This window comes from Streptomyces californicus, assembly GCF_000717645.1.
GTDB classification, from domain to species: domain Bacteria; phylum Actinomycetota; class Actinomycetes; order Streptomycetales; family Streptomycetaceae; genus Streptomyces; species Streptomyces californicus.
Genome location: NZ_JNZZ01000006.1, coordinates 200,479 through 219,320, shown reverse-complemented (window position 1 = coordinate 219,320; position 18,842 = coordinate 200,479). Strand labels below are relative to the sequence as shown.

16 protein-coding genes and 3 pseudogenes are annotated in these 18,842 nt (G+C 71.5%); 10 read left to right on the top strand and 9 right to left on the bottom strand.

Annotated elements, in window-relative coordinates:
- Nucleotides 1-67: 67 nt before the first annotated feature.
- The 4 genes from IF19_RS0110300 to IF19_RS0110285 all read left to right on the top strand — a co-directional run bounded on the left by IF19_RS0110300 (nt 68) and on the right by IF19_RS0110285 (nt 5,245).
- The gene (locus IF19_RS0110300; RefSeq protein WP_030117960.1) at nt 68-1,678 is read left to right on the top strand and encodes a DHA2 family efflux MFS transporter permease subunit; all 1,611 of its coding nucleotides are present in this window, start codon (nt 68-70) and stop codon (nt 1,676-1,678) included.
- Between the two features lie 189 nt (nt 1,679-1,867).
- On the top strand, nt 1,868-2,530 hold the full coding sequence (locus IF19_RS0110295) for a TetR/AcrR family transcriptional regulator (protein WP_030117961.1): 663 nt from the start codon (nt 1,868-1,870) through the stop codon (nt 2,528-2,530).
- Nucleotides 2,531-2,812: 282 nt separating this feature from the next.
- A complete protein-coding gene (locus IF19_RS0110290; RefSeq protein WP_030117962.1) occupies nt 2,813-3,838 on the top strand; it encodes an endonuclease/exonuclease/phosphatase family protein in 1,026 nt (341 codons plus the stop codon).
- Nucleotides 3,839-4,015: 177 nt separating this feature from the next.
- Nucleotides 4,016-5,245 carry an MFS transporter gene (locus tag IF19_RS0110285; protein WP_030117963.1) on the top strand — a complete coding sequence of 410 codons (1,230 nt, stop codon included), beginning with the start codon at nt 4,016-4,018 and terminating at the stop codon, nt 5,243-5,245.
- Nucleotides 5,246-5,831: 586 nt separating this feature from the next.
- On the opposite strand, the gene IF19_RS0110280 is transcribed toward IF19_RS0110285, so the two are convergent.
- The 4 genes from IF19_RS0110280 to IF19_RS0110265 form a co-directional block, all read right to left on the bottom strand.
- A complete protein-coding gene (locus IF19_RS0110280) occupies nt 5,832-7,586 on the bottom strand; it encodes an NAD+ synthase (protein WP_030276424.1) in 1,755 nt (584 codons plus the stop codon).
- A 133-nt stretch (nt 7,587-7,719) separates the two neighbouring features.
- Nucleotides 7,720-9,312: a multicopper oxidase family protein gene (locus IF19_RS0110275; RefSeq protein WP_030117965.1), complete on the bottom strand. Its 1,593-nt coding sequence runs from the start codon at nt 9,310-9,312 to the stop codon at nt 7,720-7,722.
- 68 nt (nt 9,313-9,380) lie between these two features.
- Nucleotides 9,381-10,007 (bottom strand): hypothetical protein, encoded by a 627-nt coding sequence (locus tag IF19_RS0110270; RefSeq protein WP_030276423.1) that lies wholly within the window; start codon nt 10,005-10,007, stop codon nt 9,381-9,383.
- A 108-nt stretch (nt 10,008-10,115) separates the two neighbouring features.
- Nucleotides 10,116-10,541, bottom strand: coding sequence for a CBS domain-containing protein (locus IF19_RS0110265; protein WP_030117968.1), 426 nt, complete (start codon nt 10,539-10,541; stop codon nt 10,116-10,118).
- Nucleotides 10,542-10,891: 350 nt separating this feature from the next.
- On the opposite strand from IF19_RS0110265, the gene glnA reads away from it, so the two are divergent.
- The 3 genes and pseudogenes from glnA to IF19_RS0110250 all read left to right on the top strand — a co-directional run bounded on the left by glnA (nt 10,892) and on the right by IF19_RS0110250 (nt 13,765).
- A complete protein-coding gene (glnA, locus tag IF19_RS0110260) occupies nt 10,892-12,253 on the top strand; it encodes a type I glutamate--ammonia ligase (RefSeq protein ID WP_030191465.1) in 1,362 nt (453 codons plus the stop codon).
- A 295-nt stretch (nt 12,254-12,548) separates the two neighbouring features.
- Nucleotides 12,549-13,292: pseudogene (locus tag IF19_RS01000000134625) on the top strand (XRE family transcriptional regulator).
- A 2-nt stretch (nt 13,293-13,294) separates the two neighbouring features.
- On the top strand, nt 13,295-13,765 hold the full coding sequence (locus IF19_RS0110250) for an NUDIX domain-containing protein (RefSeq protein ID WP_030117970.1): 471 nt from the start codon (nt 13,295-13,297) through the stop codon (nt 13,763-13,765).
- 193 nt (nt 13,766-13,958) lie between these two features.
- Here IF19_RS0110250 and IF19_RS0110245 read toward each other — a convergent pair.
- Nucleotides 13,959-14,348 (bottom strand): annotated as a pseudogene (locus IF19_RS0110245) (NUDIX domain-containing protein); the annotation flags it as partial.
- Nucleotides 14,349-14,535: 187 nt separating this feature from the next.
- Here IF19_RS0110245 and IF19_RS1000000138895 point away from each other — a divergent pair.
- Together IF19_RS1000000138895 and IF19_RS1000000137610 are read left to right on the top strand one after the other, a co-directional pair.
- A pseudogene (locus IF19_RS1000000138895) lies at nt 14,536-14,622 on the top strand (glutamine synthetase); the annotation flags it as partial.
- A gap of 172 nt (nt 14,623-14,794) precedes the next feature.
- Nucleotides 14,795-14,932 (top strand): hypothetical protein, encoded by a 138-nt coding sequence (locus IF19_RS1000000137610; RefSeq protein WP_156095454.1) that lies wholly within the window; start codon nt 14,795-14,797, stop codon nt 14,930-14,932.
- 46 nt (nt 14,933-14,978) lie between these two features.
- On the opposite strand, the gene IF19_RS0110235 is transcribed toward IF19_RS1000000137610, so the two are convergent.
- From IF19_RS0110235 to IF19_RS0110220, 4 genes are all read right to left on the bottom strand, one after another.
- Nucleotides 14,979-15,818, bottom strand: a complete 840-nt coding sequence (locus IF19_RS0110235; RefSeq protein WP_030117972.1) for a hypothetical protein — start codon at nt 15,816-15,818, stop codon at nt 14,979-14,981.
- Between the two features lie 111 nt (nt 15,819-15,929).
- Nucleotides 15,930-16,694: a hypothetical protein gene (locus IF19_RS0110230; protein ID WP_030117973.1), complete on the bottom strand. Its 765-nt coding sequence runs from the start codon at nt 16,692-16,694 to the stop codon at nt 15,930-15,932.
- A gap of 223 nt (nt 16,695-16,917) precedes the next feature.
- The gene (locus IF19_RS0110225) at nt 16,918-17,214 is read right to left on the bottom strand and encodes a hypothetical protein (protein WP_030121626.1); all 297 of its coding nucleotides are present in this window, start codon (nt 17,212-17,214) and stop codon (nt 16,918-16,920) included.
- Between the two features lie 126 nt (nt 17,215-17,340).
- Nucleotides 17,341-17,679, bottom strand: a complete 339-nt coding sequence (locus IF19_RS0110220; protein ID WP_030117974.1) for a hypothetical protein — start codon at nt 17,677-17,679, stop codon at nt 17,341-17,343.
- A 158-nt stretch (nt 17,680-17,837) separates the two neighbouring features.
- On the opposite strand from IF19_RS0110220, the gene IF19_RS0110215 reads away from it, so the two are divergent.
- Nucleotides 17,838-18,602: a GntR family transcriptional regulator gene (locus IF19_RS0110215; protein ID WP_030117975.1), complete on the top strand. Its 765-nt coding sequence runs from the start codon at nt 17,838-17,840 to the stop codon at nt 18,600-18,602.
- Nucleotides 18,603-18,842: the final 240 nt, after the last annotated feature.

Genomic DNA, 18,842 nt, shown 5'->3' with positions numbered 1-18,842 from the left:
GTTCCATTGGGCAAAGCTTTAACAATACGAGACGGTCTCGTATCGAAATGAGGCTAGGCTCGTCCCCATGTCCATACCGTCCGGCGCTCCCGCCGCCGCGCCCCGTGTTCCCGAGGCGATCCACCGCCGCCGCTGGTGGATCCTCACCGTCCTCATGTTCAGCCTGCTCATCGTGGTGCTCGACAACTCGATCCTGAACGTCGCCGTCAAGACGATCGCGAGCCCCGCCCCCACCGGCATCGGCGCCACCCAGAGCGAGCTGGAGTGGGCGATCAACTCCTACACGCTCGTCTTCGCCGGACTGCTCTTCACGGCGGGTCTGCTCGGCGACCGGATCGGCCGCAAGAAGGTCCTCCTCGCCGGCACGCTCGTCTTCGGCGCCGGCTCCGCGCTGGCCGCCTTCTCCGCCTCGCCCGGCGAACTCATCACCTGGCGGGCCCTGATGGGCTTCGGCGCCGCCTTCGTGATGCCCGCCACCCTCGCCGTCCTGATGAACGTCTTCGAGCGTGACGAGCAGCCCAAGGCCATCGGCATCTGGGCGGGCAGCGTCGGGCTCGGCATCGCCATCGGCCCGATCACCGGCGGACTGCTGCTGGAGCACTTCTGGTGGGGCTCGATCTTCCTCGTGAACGTCCCGGTCGTGGTCATCGCCCTCGTCGCCATGGCGGTCCTGGTCCCCGACTCCCGCGACCCGAAGCCCGGCAAGGTCGACCCGCTCGGCGTCGCGCTCTCCATCGTCGGCCTGGTCCTGCTCGTCTACGGGATCATCCGGGGCGGCGAACTGGCCGACTTCACCGACACCACCGTCCTCCTCCCCATCGTCGGCGGACTGTTGGTCCTGGCCGGATTCGTCTGGCACGAGAAGCGCAGCAGCCACCCGGCCATCGACATCTCGTACTTCCGCAAGCCCGCGTTCTCGGCCGCCGTCGCCGCCATCGCGCTGGTCTTCTTCGCGCTGATGGGCGTGACGTTCTTCTCCGCCTTCTACCTCCAGAGCGTGCGCGGCTACACCGCCCTGGAGTCCGGCCTGCTGATCCTTCCGCTCGCCGCCGCGCAGATGATCTTCGCGCCCCGGGCCCGGCTGGTCGTCGACCGCTTCGGCGCCCGCGCGGTCTGCACGGTGGGCATGCTGCTCGTCGCCGCCGGCCTGGCGTCCTTCGCCCTGTTCGACGCCGGTACGCCGGTGTGGGTGCTCTGCCTCGTCTTCTTCGTCCAGGGCACCGGGATGGCGCACATCATGCCGCCCGTCACCGTCGCCGTGATGCAGGCGCTGCCCCGGGAGAAGGCCGGTTCCGGTTCCGCCGTCAACAACACCTTCCGCCAGGTCGGCGGGGCGCTCGGGATCGCGGTCCTCGGCTCGGTGCTCTCCACCGTCTACCGGGGCGACATCGAGGGCCACCTCGACGCGGTCCCGGCCGGGGCGCGGGACGTGGCGGGCGAATCCATCGAGGCCACGCTCGGGGTCGCCGAGAAGCTCGGCCCGGTGGCCGGAAAGCCGCTGGTCGCCGCCGCCAACGACGCCTTCATCAGCGCCATGCACGTCACGGCGCTCGGCTCGGCGGCCGTCGCCCTGATCGGCGCCGCGGTGGTGGCCCTGTTCCTGCCCGGCCGCACCCCGGCCCCGGCGCCCGAGGCCCCCGCCGCGACCCCGCCGGCGAGGGACCGGGTCAGCCCCTGAGGGACCGCCCGCCGGTCCGGCGGCCGAGGTCCGGTGCTCCACGCCCCCCCCGGGTCGGCGAGAATCGGACCGACGACGGTGACGAGCGTACGGACGGTGCACGGGCCCCGGCGTACGGACGGCACCCGGGTCACGACGTACGGACGACACCACGCGGGCGACGGCGGACGCGGCGAGAGGCGGCTTCAGGTGCAGGGCCAGGACGGCGAGCGGGACCGGTGCGGGGCGCGGGGCGGCGGCGAGCCGCCCGCCGGGGGGACGGAAGCGGAACCCCGCCGCGGGCGGCCCCGCTCCGCCGCGGCGGAGCGGGCGATCCTCGACGCCGTCATCGCCCACCTGGAGGCCGGCGAACCGCTGGCGGGCCTGTCCATCGAGCGCATCGCGCGCACGGCGGGCGTCGGCAAGGCCACCATCTACCGGCGGTGGAGCGGGAAGGAGGAGCTGCTCGTCGACGTCGTACGCGACATGGAGCCCCCCGAGCCGCCCGTCTCCGGCACCGCCGGCCTGGCCGATCTGCGGGTGATGCTCGAATCGATGCGCACCCGGGGCATCGCGCAGCGCTCCTCGGTGCTCCTGGTCAACATGTTCGCCCAGATGAAGAGCCACCCGAAGCTGTGGGAGGAGTACCACGGCAGGGTGATCGCCCCCCGGCGCCTCGCCATGCTGGAGGCGGTGCGGCGCGCGGTCGCCGCCGGGGAGCTGCGGGACGATCTCGACGTGGACCTGCTGGACGACCTCTTCGTCGGCCCGATGCTGGTCCGCACCGTCCACCGCCCCGACGCCCCGCTCCCGGAGGACCTCGTGGACCGCGTCATCGACGCCCTGCTGAACGGCCTCGCCCCGGCCCGCTGACCGCCCCGTCCGACGCGCGAGCCTCCGTTTGTGATCGTTCTGTAACAACGCCGCCGGTCCCGCCCCGTGCCGGAACCCCTGCTCCCGTCCCGGTCGTCGTGCCTTCCGTACGGGCTCTCCGTACGCGTCGCCGGATTCCCGAAGGCCCGCCGGGCCGACCGGAACACCGGGTTCCCGGGCGGGGTCGGCGGCGGGAAAGGCACCCCTCATCGCCTAGGGTCGGAAGCGCGGCGATGTGCAGGGCAAGGGCGATGTACAGGGCAAGGCAGTGAGGACAGCGCGATGGTTCAGGCGTACGGAGCGGACACGGACAACGGCAGCGAGGAGCAGCCCGGGGCCCGCGATTCCCGCCTCCGGAGCCTGGGGCGACGGCTGCGGAACGACCGGGGCATCTGGCGGCGCGGCATCCTGCTGGCGCTCTGCTCGGTGCTCCTGACCCTGGTGATGGGCGTCCACGCGCAGATCCCCAACCGCGTCGGCAACCTGGGCAGCCTCGTCGAGACGTTCCTGCCGTGGTTCGCGCTCTTCATCCCCGTCCTGCTGGTCCTGGCCCTGGTACGCCGCTCCGCGACCGCCCTGGTGGCGCTGCTGCTGCCCGTCGTGGTCTGGCTCAACATGTTCGGCGGCCTGATCACCGACAAGTCCGGCTCGGGCGGCGACCTCACCGTCGCCACCCACAACGTCAACGCCGACAACCCCGACCCGGACGGCACCGCCCAGCAGGTCGCCGGCTCCGGCGCGGACGTCGTGGCCCTCCAGGAACTCCCGGGCCGGCAGGTCTCCCGGTACGAGAAGTCGCTGGCCGACCGCTACCCGTACCACGCGGTCCAGGGCACCGTGGGCCTGTGGAGCAAGTACCCGCTGGCCGACACCAAGCCCGTCGACATCAAGATGGGCTGGACCCGGGCGATGCGCTCGACCGTCGCGACCCCCGAGGGGGAGGTCGCGGTCTACGTCGCCCACCTGCCGTCCGTCCGCGTGAAGATGCACGCCGGCTTCACCGCCAACCAGCGCGACGACAGCGCCGACGCGCTCGGCGAGGCCATCGCCCACGAGCGGGTGGAGCGCGTCGTCCTGCTCGGCGACCTGAACGGCACCATGAACGACCGCTCGCTCAACGCGGTCACCGCGCAGATGCGCTCCACCCAGGGCGCGGCGGGCGACGGGTTCGGCTTCAGCTGGCCCGCCTCGTTCCCGATGGCCCGCATCGACCAGATCATGGTCAAGGGCGTCGAGCCGAAGGCGTCCTGGACCCTGGCGGCGACCGACAGCGACCACCTCCCGATCGCGGCGCGCGTGGAGCTGTGACGGCGGGCGCGTACGCGCCCGCGCAACCGGGTGTTCACCACCCGGCATAAACCGTCTGCGACAATTTGTTCCAGTCGAATACATAACGAAGACCCAGCCGTCGCCCGGCGTCCCCTCCGAGGCGGCGGCTCTTCGTTCTGCCCCTGGTTCCGAGTGATCGCGAAAGGTCCCCTCCTCATGCCTCTGGCCCTCCTCGCCCTGGCCGTGAGCGCCTTCGGCATAGGCACGACGGAGTTCGTCATGATGGGGCTGCTCCCCAACGTGGCGGACGACCTGCACACGTCCGTGCCCACCGCCGGATACCTCGTGTCGGCGTACGCGATCGGCGTCGTCCTCGGGGCGCCCCTGCTCACCGGCCTCGGCTCGCGCGTCCCGCGCAAGAAGATGCTGCTGCTCCTGATGGCCGTCTTCACCGTGGGCAACCTGGCCTCCGCGCTCGCCCCGGACTTCGGCTGGCTGATCGCGGGGCGGCTGCTCGCCGGTCTGCCGCACGGCGCGTTCTTCGGCGTCGGCGCGGTCGTCGCCGCCCGGCTGGTCACCGAGGGCCGCCAGGCGCGGGCCGTCGCGACGATGTTCCTCGGCCTGACCGTCGCCAACATCGTCGGCGTCCCCGCCGCCACCCTGCTCGGCCAGCACCTCGGCTGGCGGGCCACCTTCCTCGTGGTCGCGGCGATCGGCCTCGCCGCGATGGCGGCCCTCGCCCGCCTGGTGCCCCACATCCCGGTCGAGGCGCACCAGGACGTCCGCCGCGAACTGCGCGCCCTCGGCAACCGCCAGGTGGTCCTCGGCCTGCTCACCGCCGTCTTCGGCTTCGCCGGGGTCTTCGCGGTGTACTCGTACCTCTCGACCATGACCACGAAGGCGATGGGCTTCGGCGAGTCCTCCGTCACCCCGGTCCTGGCCCTCTTCGGCATCGGCATGACCCTGGGCGCCCTGGCGGCGGGCCCGCTCACCGACCGGGCGCTGCGGCCGACCCTGTACGGATCGCTCGGCGCGCTCGCGGTGGTCCTGGCGGTCTTCCCGTTCGTCGTGCACGTGACGTGGGCGGCGCTGGTGATCGTGGTGCTGCTGGGAGCGGTGGGGTTCATGACGACGACCCCGCTCCAGATGCTGGTCATGAACAAGGCGAAGGACGCCCCGACCCTGGCCTCCGCCTCCAACCACTCGGCCTTCAACCTGGCCAACGCGGGCGGCGCCTGGCTGGGCGGCGTGGCCATCGCGGCCGGCTGGGGCTGGACGTCCCCGGCGTTCGTGGGCGCGGCGCTGGCGGTGGCGGGCCTGGCGATCGCGATGACGGCCGGCTACCTGGACCGCACCCCGAACCCGAACTCCCGCGTGGTGGCGGGGGGACCCACGACCACACGGGACCCCGACCGGAAGACCACATCCAGCCGGTCCGGCGTTTGAGGACGGAACGGGTACGCGGGTCGGGCCCCGGGTCATCGGCATTCTCGGCCGGGTGGCCCTGATCCAGCCGGTCCGGCGTTTGAGGACGAACCCGTTGCGCGGGTTGGGCCCGGGGCCGCGTGCCACTTGCCTGGGGCCGCCGGCTGCAACCTGCCCCCGCACTGCTCCAGCCGGTCCGGCGGCGATTCCAGCCCGTCCGGCGCTTGAGGACGGAAGCGTCACGCCGGTCGGGCCCGGGGGCATCGGCTTCCTTGGCCGGGTGGCCCTGATCCAGCCGGTCCGGCGTTTGAGGACGGAACCGTTGCGTGGGTTGGGCCCGAGGCCGCGTGCCACGTGCCTGGGGCCGCCGGCTGCAGCCTGCCCCCGCACCCCTCCAGCCCGTCCGGCGCTTGAGGACGGAACGGGTACGCCGGTCGGGCCCCGGGTCATCGGCATCCTCGCCGGGTGGCCCTGATCCAGCCCGTCCGGCGCTTGAGGACGGACCCGGTACGCCGGACCGGCCCGAGGCATCACCGCCCCGGCCCCAGCCCGTCCGGCGCTTGAGGACAAGGGCGGCCGCCGGACGCCTCCGGCAACCGCCACCCCGCTACGACGACTCGCGCCACCGATTCGTGATCGGCAGCCGCCGGTCCTTCCCGAACCCCTTCGGCGAGATCTTCGTCCCCGGCGGGTACTGCCGCCGCTTGTACTCCGCTGTATCGACCATCCGCAACGTCTTCGCCACCAGCTCCGCGTCGTACCCGGCCGCCACGATGGCGTCGAGACCCTGGTCCCGGTCCACGTACAGCTCCAGGATCGCGTCGAGCACCTCGTAGTCCGGCAGCGAGTCCGTGTCGACCTGCCCCGGCCGCAGCTCCGCGCTCGGCGGCTTGGTGATCGAGGACTCCGGGATCGGCGGGGTCTGCCCCCGCTCCTCGGCCGCCCGGTTGCGCCACTTCGCCAGCCGGAAGACCGACGACTTGTACACGTCCTTGATCGGCCCGTACGCGCCGACCGCGTCCCCGTACAGCGTCGAGTAGCCGACCGCCAGCTCGGACTTGTTGCCCGGCGCCAGCACGATCTGCCCCTCCTGGTTGGAGATGGCCATCAGCGTCGTGCCGCGCAGCCGGGCCTGGAGGTTCTCCTCCGCCAACCCGGTGAGCTGCAACGACGCCATGTACGCGTCGAACATCGGCGCGATCGGCACCGTGCGGAAGTTGAGTCCCGTACGCCGCGCCAGCTCGGCCGCGTCGTCCTTGGAGTGGTCCGAGGAGTACTTCGACGGCATGGAGACGCCGTACACGTTCTGCGCTCCTAGGGCGTCGCACGCGATGGCCGCGCAGATCGCGGAGTCGATCCCGCCGGAGAGCCCGATCAGCACATTGCTGAAACCGTTCTTCGCGGCGTACGCCCGCAGTCCGACCACGAGCGCGGAGTAGATCTCCTCCTCGTCCTCCAGCCGCTCCGCGTACCCGCCCGCCAGCTCCGGCTCGTACGCCGCGACCGGTTCGTCCGACAGCACCACGCGGTCGATCCGCAGCCCGTCGTCCACCACGCCCGAAGGAGCGTCGGTCGCGGCGGCGGGCAGCTCCAGGTCGAGGATCACGCTGCCCTCGGAGAACTGCGGGGCGCGGGCGATGACCTCGCCCTCCTTGTCGACGACGATCGAGTCGCCGTCGAAGACCAGCTCGTCCTGGCCGCCGATCATCGCCAGGTAGGCGGTCGTGCAGCCGGCCTCCTGGGCCCGCTTGCGGACCAGCTCCAGCCGCGTGTCGTCCTTGTCCCGCTCGTACGGCGAGGCGTTGACGGAGAGCAGCAGCCCGGCGCCGGCGGCCCGGGCGGCCGGGACGCGCCCGCCGTCCTGCCACAGGTCCTCGCAGATCGCGAGGGCCACGTCGATCCCGTGGACCCGCACGACCGGCATCGAGTCGCCCGGCACGAAGTACCGGAACTCGTCGAACACCCCGTAGTTCGGCAGGTGGTGCTTGGCGAAGTTGAGCGCGATCCCGCCGCGGTGCAGCACGGCGGCGGCGTTGCGCGGGGAACCGGCGGGCTGCCCGTAGCGCGCCGCGGCGTGCTCGGAGCGGTCCAGGTAGCCGACGACGACCGGCAGTTCGCCGAAGCCCTCCGCGTCGAGCCGGGCGGCCAGCGCACGGAGCGCCTGCCGTGAGGCTTCGACGAAGGACGACCGCAGGGCCAGGTCCTCGACGGGGTATCCGGTCAGCGCCATCTCGGGGAACGCCACGAGGTGGGCGCCCTGTTCGGCGGCGTGCCGGGTCCAGTGGACGATCGCCTCCGAGTTGCCGGCGAGGTCGCCGACGGTCGAGTCGATCTGATTCAGTGCGAGGCGTAGTTGAGGCACGTCCGCCAGTGTAATCGTCTTTCTGACGCAATGTCCCGGCGGGCCGGGCAAAATCTGCCCGAGCCCACCGAAACCGCAGGTCAGGGCCGGTATGTCGGCAGCCCCGGCCCCGACCTGCGGTAGGCCACCAGAGTCAGGCCCGGTACCCGAGCACCGTCATCATCCCCGCCTCCGCGTGGTACACGTTGTGGCAGTGGACCATCCACAGCCCCGGGTTGTCGGCGTCGAACTCGACGGTCAGCGACCGGTGCGGCAGCACGATCGCGGTGTCCTTGCGGGCCCCGGCGGCGTTCCCGCCGAGCGCGAAGGTGTGCCCGTGCACATGGAGCGGATGCCACATGGCCGTCGCGTTGTCGAAGACGAGCCGCACCCGCTCGCCCGCCTCCACCGGCCGCCGCTCCTTCGCGTCGTACGGCCGCCCGTCGAAGGCCCAGTCGTACGCCGCCATCCCGCCGGTGAGTCGCATCCGGATCGTCCGGTCCGGCGCCCGGCCGCCCAGCGCGACCGACGGGTCCGGGGCCAGCCGCCCCGCCTCCACCAGCTTCCCGTCCAGCTCCTTCGGGCGTACGGAGGCGGCGGGCGCGGCCCCGCTCCCGGTCCGCAGGACGGCGAGGGCGGACGCCTTCTTCCCCTCCGCCAGCGCCGTCAGCGGGAAGACCCCGTCGCCGGCGGTGACGAGCACGTCGTACCGCTCGCCCATCCCCAGTAGCAGCGCGTCCCCCGTGGTGTGCCGGACCGGGAAGCCGTCGGTGTGCGTCACGGTCATCCGGTGGCCGCCCATCGCGACGCGGAAGGCGGTGTCGCCGCCGGCGTTGATGATCCGCAGCCGTACGCGGTCGCCGGGCCGGGCGGAGAAGACCTCCGGGTCCTCCGGCAGCCGACCGTTGGCCAGGTAGTGCGGGTAGGCCACGTCGCCCGCGTCGCCGCCGAGCAGTTCGCTGGTGGCGCCCATCATCATCCGGGACGGACCGCCGCCGCCGGCTTCCGCCGGCCCGCTCTCCGCCGTGTCGCCGTGGCCGGACATGGTGTGCGCGCCGTGGTCCATCCCGCCGCCCATGCCGCCGGACAGCTCCTTGAGAACGGCGTCCGGGGTGGACCCCTCCACCCCGTCGACCCAGTCGTCGAGGACGACCACCCACTCCTTGTCGTACGCCAACGGCTCCTTCGGGTCCTCCACGATCAGCGGGGCGTACAGCCCCCGGTCCTGCTGCACACCGGAGTGCGGGTGGAACCAGTACGTTCCCGGGTGCGGCACGGCGAACCGGTAGGCGAACTCGGCCCCCCGCTCGATGTTCCGCTGGGTCAACCCGGGGACCCCGTCCATGTCGTTGCGCAGGGCGAGCCCGTGCCAGTGCAGGGAGGTCGGCTCGGGCAGGTGGTTGGCGAGGGTGAGCGCGAGCGTGTCGCCCGCCGTCACGCGCACCTCGCGCCCCGGCAGCCGGTCCCCGTACGCCCACGAGGCGACGGTGCGCCCGCCGCCGAGGTCGAGCCGGGTGCGGGTGGCGGTCAGGGAGACCTTGCGTACGGGCCCGGAGCCGCGCGCCGCCTCGGCCGTCCGGACCTCCTCACCGCCGGGGGAGACGTACGTACCGGAGTCCTGCGCTCCGCCGGGGGAGTGCGCATCGCCGTGGTCGCCGCCGCCGTCGGAACAGGCGGCGAGCGCTCCGGTTCCGGCGACGGCGAGGGCCGCGCCGAGGACGGCGCGTCGGGTGGGTCGTGCGGACATGCTGAAGACACCTCTGATGTGCTGGTGGTGCGGGAAAGGGAGCAAGGGCGGAGGTGAGACGCCCACTCCTACATACGCAGCACCGAAACGGCGGCGAGCACCGATATCGAGGGCGGCGGATTCGGCCGCGACGCCCGCAGGAGCCCCGCGCCGACCGGCGCGCCGAGGCGCCGCCCGTCGGCGCGCAGCCCGAGCAGCAGCCAGGTGGCGAGGAGGGCGAGCCCCCACGCGCCGAGGACGGCGAGGCAGACGGAGAGCGGATCCATGCCGCTCGTGGGGGCGTCGCCGCCGGAATCGTGACCGGGGGTGTGGGCGGTGCCGGACGACGAGGGGGAGGCTGTGTCGGCGGCCGATGGGTGGGCGGCGTCGGCGGCCGAGGCGTCAGTCATGACGGCGGCCGACGAGAAGCCCTCCACGATGACCGCCGAGAAGCTCTCGGCGGTGACTGAGGGGAAGCCCTCCATGGTGGCCGGTGACGAGTGCGCCACGAAGATCGCCGAGAGGTCTTCCGCGATGACCGCCGCCGGGCCCGCCGAGGGGTCCGCCGCCGGGCCCGCCGAGGAGAGGGAGGCTGCCCGGCCGCCGTGCTCGGCGGGATGCCCGACCGTGTGCATGGTGACGATGCCGAACAGCAGGGCGGCGAACAGCACCAACTGCCCGCAGCTCACGCCCCTGCTCCGCACCGCACCCGCCATACGGGCCACCCTACCCCCGCCGGGTATACGGACGAGCGGCGGCCCGGCTCGCCCCATCTCACCGCCGGAACGGGAGAACGGTTGCCGGGCCGCACGCGTACCGCGGTCTCAGCCGCGCGAGTAGACCTTCTCCGCCCAGCCGGCGATCTGCTCCTCGGTGAGGTGCTGCGCCAGATCGGCCTCACTGATCATGCCGACCAGCTTCTTGTTCTCGACGACCGGCAGCCGGCGGATGCGGTGGGTCTGCATCTCCTCCAGGACCGCGTCCACATCGGCGTCCGCCTCGATCCAGCGGGGCGTGCCCTGGGCGAGGTCGCCCGCCGTGATCTTGGCCGGGTCGTGCCCCTTCGCCACACAGCCGACCACGATGTCGCGGTCGGTGATGATGCCGACCATCCGGTCCGAGTCGCCGTCGGCCGACACGGGCAGCGCACCCACGTTGTGCTCGCGCATCAACTGCGCCGCGCGGTCGAGCGTCTCGTGGGCCGGGATCCAGCGGGCCCCGCTGTGCATGATGTCTTTGGCGGTCGTCATGGGGGATTTCCTCCTGCGTGCCGATGGCACTGCGTACGGCCCCGAGCGCCACCCATCGTCACCGGCCCGCCGGGGCGGCGCGACCGCAAGCGCCCGTTCGGGTGCGCCGGGGACGGCCCGGGGCAGGACCGGCGAACGGCGCGGCGGCCGACGTACGCGAACGGGCCGGAAACCGGGCCCCGACCCGGCCGCGGGGCCCCCGCCCGCCGGTCGCCGACCGGCGGGGGTGGCCACGTGCTCCCTCTCACACGGAGTGCGTAATGTGGGTGAAATCCCGGGTCGTGATACTGGCAGTGTCCCCCTACCCCGGGCGGTGGTGCACGGACCGTCTGAACTGCAAGGATGTGGCAATGGACAAGCAGCAGGAATTCGTCCTCAGGACCCTTGAGGAGCGCGACATCCGCTTCGTGAGGCTGTGGTTCACCGACGTCCTCGGGTTCCTCAAGTCCGTCGCCGTCGCTCCGGCCGAGCTGGAGCAGGCATTCGACGAGGGCATCGGCTTCGACGGCTCGGCGATCGAGGGCTTCGCGCGGGTCTACGAGTCGGACATGATCGCCAAGCCGGACCCGGGCACGTTCCAGATCCTGCCGTGGCGCGCGGAAGCCCCGGGCACCGCGCGAATGTTCTGCGACATCCTGATGCCGGACGGCTCGCCCTCCTTCGCGGACCCGCGCTACGTGCTCAAGCGCATCCTCGCCAAGACCTCGGACCTCGGCTTCACCTTCTACACGCATCCCGAGATCGAGTTCTTCCTGCTCAAGAACAAGCCGGTGGACGGCACCCGCCCGACCCCGGCGGACAGTTCGGGCTACTTCGACCACACGCCGCAGAACGTGGGGATGGACTTCCGCCGCCAGGCGATCACGATGCTCGAATCGATGGGCATCTCGGTCGAGTTCAGCCACCACGAGGGGGCGCCGGGCCAGCAGGAGATCGACCTGCGGTACGCGGACGCGCTCTCCACGGCGGACAACATCATGACGTTCCGCCTGGTGATGAAGCAGGTGGCGCTGGAGCAGGGCGTGCAGGCCACGTTCATGCCGAAGCCGTTCTCGGAGTACCCGGGTTCGGGCATGCACACCCACCTCTCCCTCTTCGAGGGCGACCGCAACGCCTTCTACGAGTCGGGCGCTGAGTACCAACTCTCCAAGGTCGGCCGCTCGTTCATCGCGGGCCTGCTGCGGCACGCGGCGGAGATCTCCGCCGTCACCAACCAGTGGGTCAACTCCTACAAGCGCATCTGGGGCGGCTCCTCCCGCGCGGCCGGCGCGGGCGGCGAGGCGCCCTCGTACATCTGCTGGGGCCACAACAACCGCTCCGCCCTCATCCGCGTCCCGATGTACAAGCCGGGCAAGACCGGTTCGGCCCGCGTCGAGGTCCGCTCGATCGACTCGGGCGCCAACCCGTACCTCACGTACGCAGTCCTGCTCGCGGCCGGCCTCAAGGGCATCGAGGAGGGCTACGAACTCCCCGCCGGCGCCGACGACGACGTCTGGGCCCTCTCCGACGCCGAACGCCGCGCGATGGGCATCGAACCGCTCCCGCAGAACCTGGGCGAGGCGATCTCCCTGATGGAGAAGAGCGAACTGGTCGCCGAGACGCTGGGCGAGCACGTCTTCGACTTCTTCCTCCGCAACAAGAAGCAGGAGTGGGAGGAGTACCGCAGCGAGGTCACGGCCTTCGAGCTGAAGAACCTGCTGCCGGTGCTGTAGGGCATACGTACGTACGTGACTATGGGCGGGGCGCCCGATGGGACCGAAGCGCCCCGCCCACAGTCATGATCAGCTCTGGGCCGTCCGGGGGCCTGGCGTTTCAGGGGCGTACAGCAACCGTGTCAGCCGACCCTCGCCTCTATGGGGACGCTTCGGGGCGACTGATTGCTAGCCATGCGGACAAGGATCCTGCCGGTCATCAGGACGTCGGAACCTCCGACGAACCCCACTTCGGGACGTCCCGCATCGGGTAGAACGTCCCTAGTGCCGTCCCCGAGCGTCAGGAGAGATGGAGATGCCGAACGAGGGGTTACGTGCCGCCTTGGCGGCCGGCGGCTGGACGTATACCGCCCTTGCGAACAAGGTCGAGGTCGATCCCAAGTCCATTGAGAGATGGGTCAATTCGGGGCGCACGCCGCGCCGTGCCACGGCCCTGGTGGCAGCGGAAACACTGGGAGAAGACGTGCACGCTCTCTGGCCCGCGCTCCGGCAGGCACGACCTGCACGCGCTGTCAGTCCGGAACTGGTGGCCCTCTACGACCAGCGGGCGGACATCCCCGTATCAACCTTCGTGGACATGCTGACCCAAGCTCGCGAGCGCATCGACGTGCTGGTGTACGCGGCCGTCTTCCTTCACGAGGCGTACCCGCGGCTCAACGACTTGCTGCGAGAGTGAGCTGCCGATGGGTGCGCTGTCCGTATCGCGATCGGCGACCCGGACAGCGCGCATGTCCAACAGCGCGGCAAGGACGAGCGGTTCGGCCACGGGATCGAGTCCCGCTGCCGACTCGCCCTCATGCACTACCGCCCCCTTGCGCGGGTACCTGGCATCGAGGTGCGGACCCATGCCACCACGCTCTACAACTCGATCTATCGTGCGGATGACCAGGCGATGATCAATGCCCATATCTGGGGCGTGAACGCCTACGGCGCTCCCGTATGGCATCTGCGACGCAGCGGAGCGGGCGGCATGTTCGACACCTACGCCAGCAGCTTCGCTGCGGTCTGGGAGACCGCGACGCCGGTAAGCGAAGGGTGATCATGGCACGGACCGAGTACTACGACGATCCGGCGGCACCTGAGCCGAACAGCTTGGTGGTCGCGGCGTCCGCCGTGGTCACCGACGAAGAAGGGCGCCTGCTCCTTCAACGCCGACGGGACAACGACCTTTGGGCGCTGCCTGGTGGCGGCATGGAGATGACCGACTCCCTGCCGGGAACGGCCGTTCGCGAGGTGAGGGAGGAAACGGGGCTCGATGTAGAGATCACTGGGCTCGTGGGCACGTACACCGACCCTCTTCACATCATCGCTTACTCGGACGGTGAGGTGCGCAGGCAGTTCAACGTCTGCTTCACCGCCCGTGCGGTCGGGGGCCGTCTCGTGATCTCGGACGAGTCAACGGAGTTGAGATTCGTCCAGCCCGAGGAGATCGATCGCCTGCCGATGCACCACACGCAGCGGCTCCGAATCCGTCACTTTCTGGAACACCGTGCTCGGCCGTATCTCGGCTGACATGTTGGACTGCGAGGACGGTGCTCCTGGTCTGTGCCTCCCCTACGCAAAGGCAGTTCCACCTGGACTGCCTTGAGCGGCCACAATGGATCATTGAATGACAACGCCGTGGCTCTGCCGGGCGCATGGGGTGCCTGCTGCGTCTCCTCGCAACGCATGTGGGCTCGGCTACGTGGAGCACAGTGCCGCCATGTCATCGGATGGACTTGTCCATGAGGACGTAGAGCAGCCCGATGAGGGAGCCGCTGCTGACGATCTCGCGCCGGTCGATCATGCCTCGCACGTCGGACAGCGGGATCCACTCGATGCGGTCCGACTCGTTCTTCTCGGTCGGCGGCCCCTCGTACGTCGCCCCGTCGGCCCGGCAGACGTGGTGCTGGGAGTCGGTGATGCCATTCGCCGGCTCAGCGCAGATCAGCGGCTTGACCGAGCAGGGCCGCCGGCCGGTCTCTTCCAGCACCTCACGGGCCGCCGCTTCCGCAGGCGTCTCGCCCTCCTCGGCCAAGCCCATGGGGAGTTCCCACGCCCAGGCGTTGGTGATGAAGCGGTGCCGCCACATCATCAGAATCTCGGAGCGCTCGTGTCGACGCCAAGGCGATGCTGGACGACATGCTCAAGCCGAGCCCAACGACAGAGCACCTTCCCGGGGCCGTCTCGGGGCCGTGGAAGGGCGCTCAACGATGACCGATGCTGACAACCGCTAACCGCTCAGCAGCAGGTCACAGCGTTAATCGGTTGCGTGGCCGCAGGTCAGAAACCCGGCTCATCAATTCTTCCGCAACAAGAAGGAGGAGTGGGAGGAGTACCGCAGCGAGGTCACGGCCTTCGAGCTGAAGAACCTGCTGCCGGTGCTGTAGGCCCGGCGCACGTGCCTGCGGGCGGGCCCCCTCGGACGAACCGGGAGGGCCCGCCCGCAGCCGTTTCCGGTCCCGGGGCGTCTTCTGCCGTCGGCGGGCGCGAGTGGCCGGCGGAACGGGGTACGTGGGCGTTGGGTACGCGTACGCCGTCGTACGCAGGCGCCCCGGACGAATGGAGAGCGGTGTGGAGCACGCGCAGTTCTTGGCCAAAGGGGCGGGGCAGGGTGCTCCGGCCTTCTGGATCGTCGCCGTCGCCCTCGTCGTCATCGTCGGGGCGGCGTTTCTGGTGAGCCGGGTGCGCAAGAGGTAGACCCTGGGCCGCCCATGGCCCGTGGGCGGCCCAGGGCCCTCCGCGGTCAGCGTGCCGCGGGCCAGACGTAGAGGGGGCCGCTGACCGACACGTCGTCCAGGGAGCCGCCGGAGATGTGCTCGATCACCGCCATCGCCACCGCGCCCTTGTCCGTGACGGAGCACAGTGCGGCGCCCTCGACGAAGCCCCGGTCCACACGGTCGGTCTTGCTCGGCAGGTCCAGAGCGCCGAAACCGCTGCCGGCCGCCGCCCGGCAGGAGTCGAAGGTCTTCGGGGCGTCGGTACGGAGAAGCCCGACCCGGGTGTTGGGCAGGGCGCGCAGCTTGTAGTCACCCAGGTCGTTGCAGGTCTCGGGCCAGTGCAGCAGCTCCGCCCCGCCGGGGTCCTTGACCGCGCCGATGTCCTCGGTCTCGGTCCGGCTGGTCCCGTCGTCGAGGTCGATGAGCTGCTGTTCGTGCTGCGCGCACGGGGCGGGCGAGAGGCCCCACATCGTGCTCAGCGCCTCCGCGTACCCGTCGGGCGCGGTGAGGTCGACCTCCGACGCCGCGGATCCGGACGGGGAGGTGGACGGCGTCGCGCCCGAGGGTACGAGAGCGTCCGGCTCGGCCGCGTCCGGATCCGTGTCGGGGTCCGTCGAGGACGGCGTGTCGGCCGGGGTGGGGGAGGCCGGCCGGGTGACCTGGTCGGCGGCGCCCGGGGCGGGCGCGGCGGTCGGAGGCGGGTTGTTGCCGCCGAAGGCCACGGTCACCAGGATGCCGACCAGCGGGATGGCGATGCCCCCGACCCACCAGGCCCAGCGCGGAGGCTCGGTGCGCGGTGGCGGCGACGGGGGGTAGGGCGGCGGGGGTGGTGGAGGTGTCGCGCCCGGACCCGCTGGTGTACCCATGTCCCCCTCCGATGAACAGACTTCGCACTCCTGTTCAGCCTAGCGATCATGCGGCGCGCGACACACGGGTTTCGCCGCTTCGGCGAGGCCGCACGTCGGACCGCTGCCGGTTCAGTACCGATGCCCCGGCCAGTGCGGGTCCTCCCAGCGGTCCGGTCCGGCGAGGCCGATCAGCCGGACACGGTGGAGCAGGGTCTCGCAGCCCTCCCGGGCCCGCAGCCGCTCCGGCACATGGCGGACGAGCCAGGCGGAAAGCTCCCCGCGCAGCCCGCTCTCGTCCTCATCGTCCCAGGAATCCCAGGGCAGTTGGTCGCCCAGCAGCCCGTACTCCCATGCGGCGGCGGCCTCCGCCAGGTGCCGGTCGGACACCTCGCCCCGCACCGACTCCCAGACGGCGAGCCAGGGAGCGGCCGTGCCCGCTGCCTCGGCGCACAGGGCCAGAAGGTCGTGCACGGGCACGGCGGGCACCGGGTCCAGGAGGCTGTGTGCCCACCAGGCGTGCAGGAACTCCCGTACGGCAGCGCTCTGTTGCGCGGGCCACCGCCGCCAGTGCCCCCGGGCGAACGAGCGGCCGACCTCGTACATGCCGGACGCGGGCTTCACCTCGCCGCGCACCAGCGCGCGGGCGAACTGGGGCAGGATCCGCCGCAGCACCGCTCCGTGGTCGCCCCAGTCGGGCGCGTCCCAGGCGCGGCGGAGGAGATCCGGACCGAGAGGTACGCCCGGGGTCTTGAGCAGCGCCAGCTCCTCCGCGCCGCCCCAGTGGCAGTCGCACTGGACCTCGTCGGCGCGGGCGGTCATCCCGCGAAAGGCGTCGGTCAGCGCGTCCAGGGCGCGGTCGAGCCGGAGCGGGGGAGGGGAGGTACCGGGAAGCATCGTGATCGCACAGCCTCGGAGGACTCCAGCGGGCACCCGCCCGCCGAAGAACGCGACCCTACCCGGCCCGCTGGAGGGTGTCACCAAGACCGTGCGGTGGTCGCGGATCATCATGCGGCCACCGTCGCGACCTGGTGACCGTGGCGGGAGCCGTGGCGCTCCGCGCGGCCCGTTCGGCCCACTCTCGATCCCCGATCGATGTGGGCCGAGGGCGCCCCGCGTACTACACCGGCGGTGTGCCCGGCGGGGACGGGGCGGGGGGCGGGTTGGGCAGGGGCGGACCCGGGTCCGGTGGGAGCTTCGGGGGGCCGCTGCCGTGTCTGCCGTCGTTCGCGAGCTTGCGCGCGGTCAGGCCGTAGACGCCGAGGGGCGGGAACAGGTCGACGCGGCGCGGGTAGTCGCCCGCCGCGCAGCCCTCGCAGAGCAGGTCGCGGCCGGCGGGGGTGGGCCGGGCCGCGGTGACCGGGGCGTTCCAGCACGCCTCGCAGGTGCGGACGTCCGTCGGGGAGAGGGCGATCATCCGGGCCTCCCGGGCGCCGCCGGTAAGGCTGAACGAGTGGTGCGCATCAGGTACCTCCGTCGTGGGTGGGACTGATGGGGCCGGTGAGGCGCAGCGGACCCGTGCGGCCGACGTGGCCGGCGCGGCTCATCTGCGGGTGTCGCGCCAGGCGCGGACGAGCCGGTTGGCATCGGGGCAGTTCACGCCGGTCCGGCAGGCGGTGCAGGTCGTCGTATGGCCCAGCAGGGCTCGGTAGGCCGTGTCGGTGGATTCTGTCGTGGTCACGTTCGCCTCTCTGCTGATCTCGGCCCAGACGTATTCGGAAGTGCGGGTCAGCCTGTGCCCGTAGCGGTCCGCCGTGGCCAGGGCGGCGAGCACGGCCGCGTGGGCGGCCTCGCTCAGCTCGCCGGGGAGATCGGCCTCGACGCGGAAAGCGTCCAACTCGGTGATCGCACGCGGTTCGGTGCCGGTGGCGGCGGCGAGCATGCCGGTCAGCGCCGCAACCCGCGCTTGTGCAGAACGCACACTTCTCCCCCGGGGCCTCTTGTCACTCCATGTAATGCTGAGTATTCAGCTTCAACCTGATGGGTTAGCTTTGTCAACAGCGACGCCCATATCGACGCCGAACACACGGAGCTGCGCAAATGCCACGTGATAAGTCGTACTTGAAGGTGGCGGACGAGCTGCGGGCTCGCGTGAAGGCCGGCGAATGGGCCATCGGGGACAAGCTGCCGTCCCGGGCCCGCTTCGCGAAGGAGTTCGGTGTCGGCCCGTCCGTGGCGCAGCGGGCCGTGGAGCACCTGATCGTCGAGGGTCTCCTCGAAGGCCGCTCCGGTTCGGGGACGTACGTCCGCAAGCCCCGTGAGCGCCGGCGCATGGTCCGCTCGCGCCACAGCGATCGGCGCGGCCCCAGCCCCTTCGCCGCGAACATGAAGGAGCTCGATCACGAGGCGGACTGGGAGTGCACCAGCTCCGCGCGCATTCCCGCCACCGACGCCATCGCCGAACGGCTGGCGATCGAGCCCGGCGACCCCTGCGTCGTGACGGACTACGAGTTCCTCGCCGACGGCATGCCCGTGCAACTCGCCAAGAGCTGGGAGCCGATGGCCATCACGGACGGGACACCCGTCCTGCTCCCGGAGATGGGGCCGCTCGGCAAGATCGGCGTCGTGGAGCGCATGCGGGCCATCGGTGTGGACATCGTCACCGGAGTCGAGCTGGTCCGCCCGGCCCGCGCGACGCGGGAGCAGGCCAACCTGCTCGGGATCTCCGTCGGCGACCTGGTCATCGCGATCGAGCGCACGTACTTCGACGAAGCGGGACGCCCCGTGGAGACCGCCGACATCATCGTGCCGGACATCCGGTGGGAGATCGCCTACGAGATCCGGGTGAAGCGACCGGGGTCCTGAGGGCTGGGCCCGACCCTGCGCAGGGGAGTCCGTGAAGCCCCTGGGCCCGGGGGTGGGTGCCGATAATGCGGTGCGCCGCCGGGTCCGTCGAGGGGCGCGGCGGCTCAAGCGACACTCGGCGAGAGGCGGCACTCGGCGCGAGGCGTCGGGCGGCCGCCGGGGCGCTGGTCGGCCGGTCTTCGGGGGTGCTGGCCTGCCGTCGAGGTGCGGGCCGGCCGTCGGGGTGCCGGCCGGTCGCCG

Coding starts and splice junctions, on each gene's coding strand:
- IF19_RS0110300 (WP_030117960.1), top strand. CDS start 68: ATGTCCATACCGTCCGGCGCTCCCGCCGCCGCGCCCCGTGTTCCCGAG.
- IF19_RS0110290 (WP_030117962.1), top strand. CDS start 2,813: ATGGTTCAGGCGTACGGAGCGGACACGGACAACGGCAGCGAGGAGCAG.
- IF19_RS0110285 (WP_030117963.1), top strand. CDS start 4,016: ATGCCTCTGGCCCTCCTCGCCCTGGCCGTGAGCGCCTTCGGCATAGGC.
- IF19_RS0110275 (WP_030117965.1), bottom strand. CDS start 9,312: ATGTCCGCACGACCCACCCGACGCGCCGTCCTCGGCGCGGCCCTCGCC.
- IF19_RS0110270 (WP_030276423.1), bottom strand. CDS start 10,007: ATGGCGGGTGCGGTGCGGAGCAGGGGCGTGAGCTGCGGGCAGTTGGTG.
- IF19_RS0110265 (WP_030117968.1), bottom strand. CDS start 10,541: ATGACGACCGCCAAAGACATCATGCACAGCGGGGCCCGCTGGATCCCG.
- glnA (WP_030191465.1), top strand. CDS start 10,892: ATGGACAAGCAGCAGGAATTCGTCCTCAGGACCCTTGAGGAGCGCGAC.
- IF19_RS0110250 (WP_030117970.1), top strand. CDS start 13,295: ATGGCACGGACCGAGTACTACGACGATCCGGCGGCACCTGAGCCGAAC.
- IF19_RS1000000137610 (WP_156095454.1), top strand. CDS start 14,795: ATGGAGAGCGGTGTGGAGCACGCGCAGTTCTTGGCCAAAGGGGCGGGG.
- IF19_RS0110235 (WP_030117972.1), bottom strand. CDS start 15,818: ATGGGTACACCAGCGGGTCCGGGCGCGACACCTCCACCACCCCCGCCG.
- IF19_RS0110230 (WP_030117973.1), bottom strand. CDS start 16,694: ATGCTTCCCGGTACCTCCCCTCCCCCGCTCCGGCTCGACCGCGCCCTG.
- IF19_RS0110225 (WP_030121626.1), bottom strand. CDS start 17,214: ATGATCGCCCTCTCCCCGACGGACGTCCGCACCTGCGAGGCGTGCTGG.
- IF19_RS0110220 (WP_030117974.1), bottom strand. CDS start 17,679: ATGCTCGCCGCCGCCACCGGCACCGAACCGCGTGCGATCACCGAGTTG.
- IF19_RS0110215 (WP_030117975.1), top strand. CDS start 17,838: ATGCCACGTGATAAGTCGTACTTGAAGGTGGCGGACGAGCTGCGGGCT.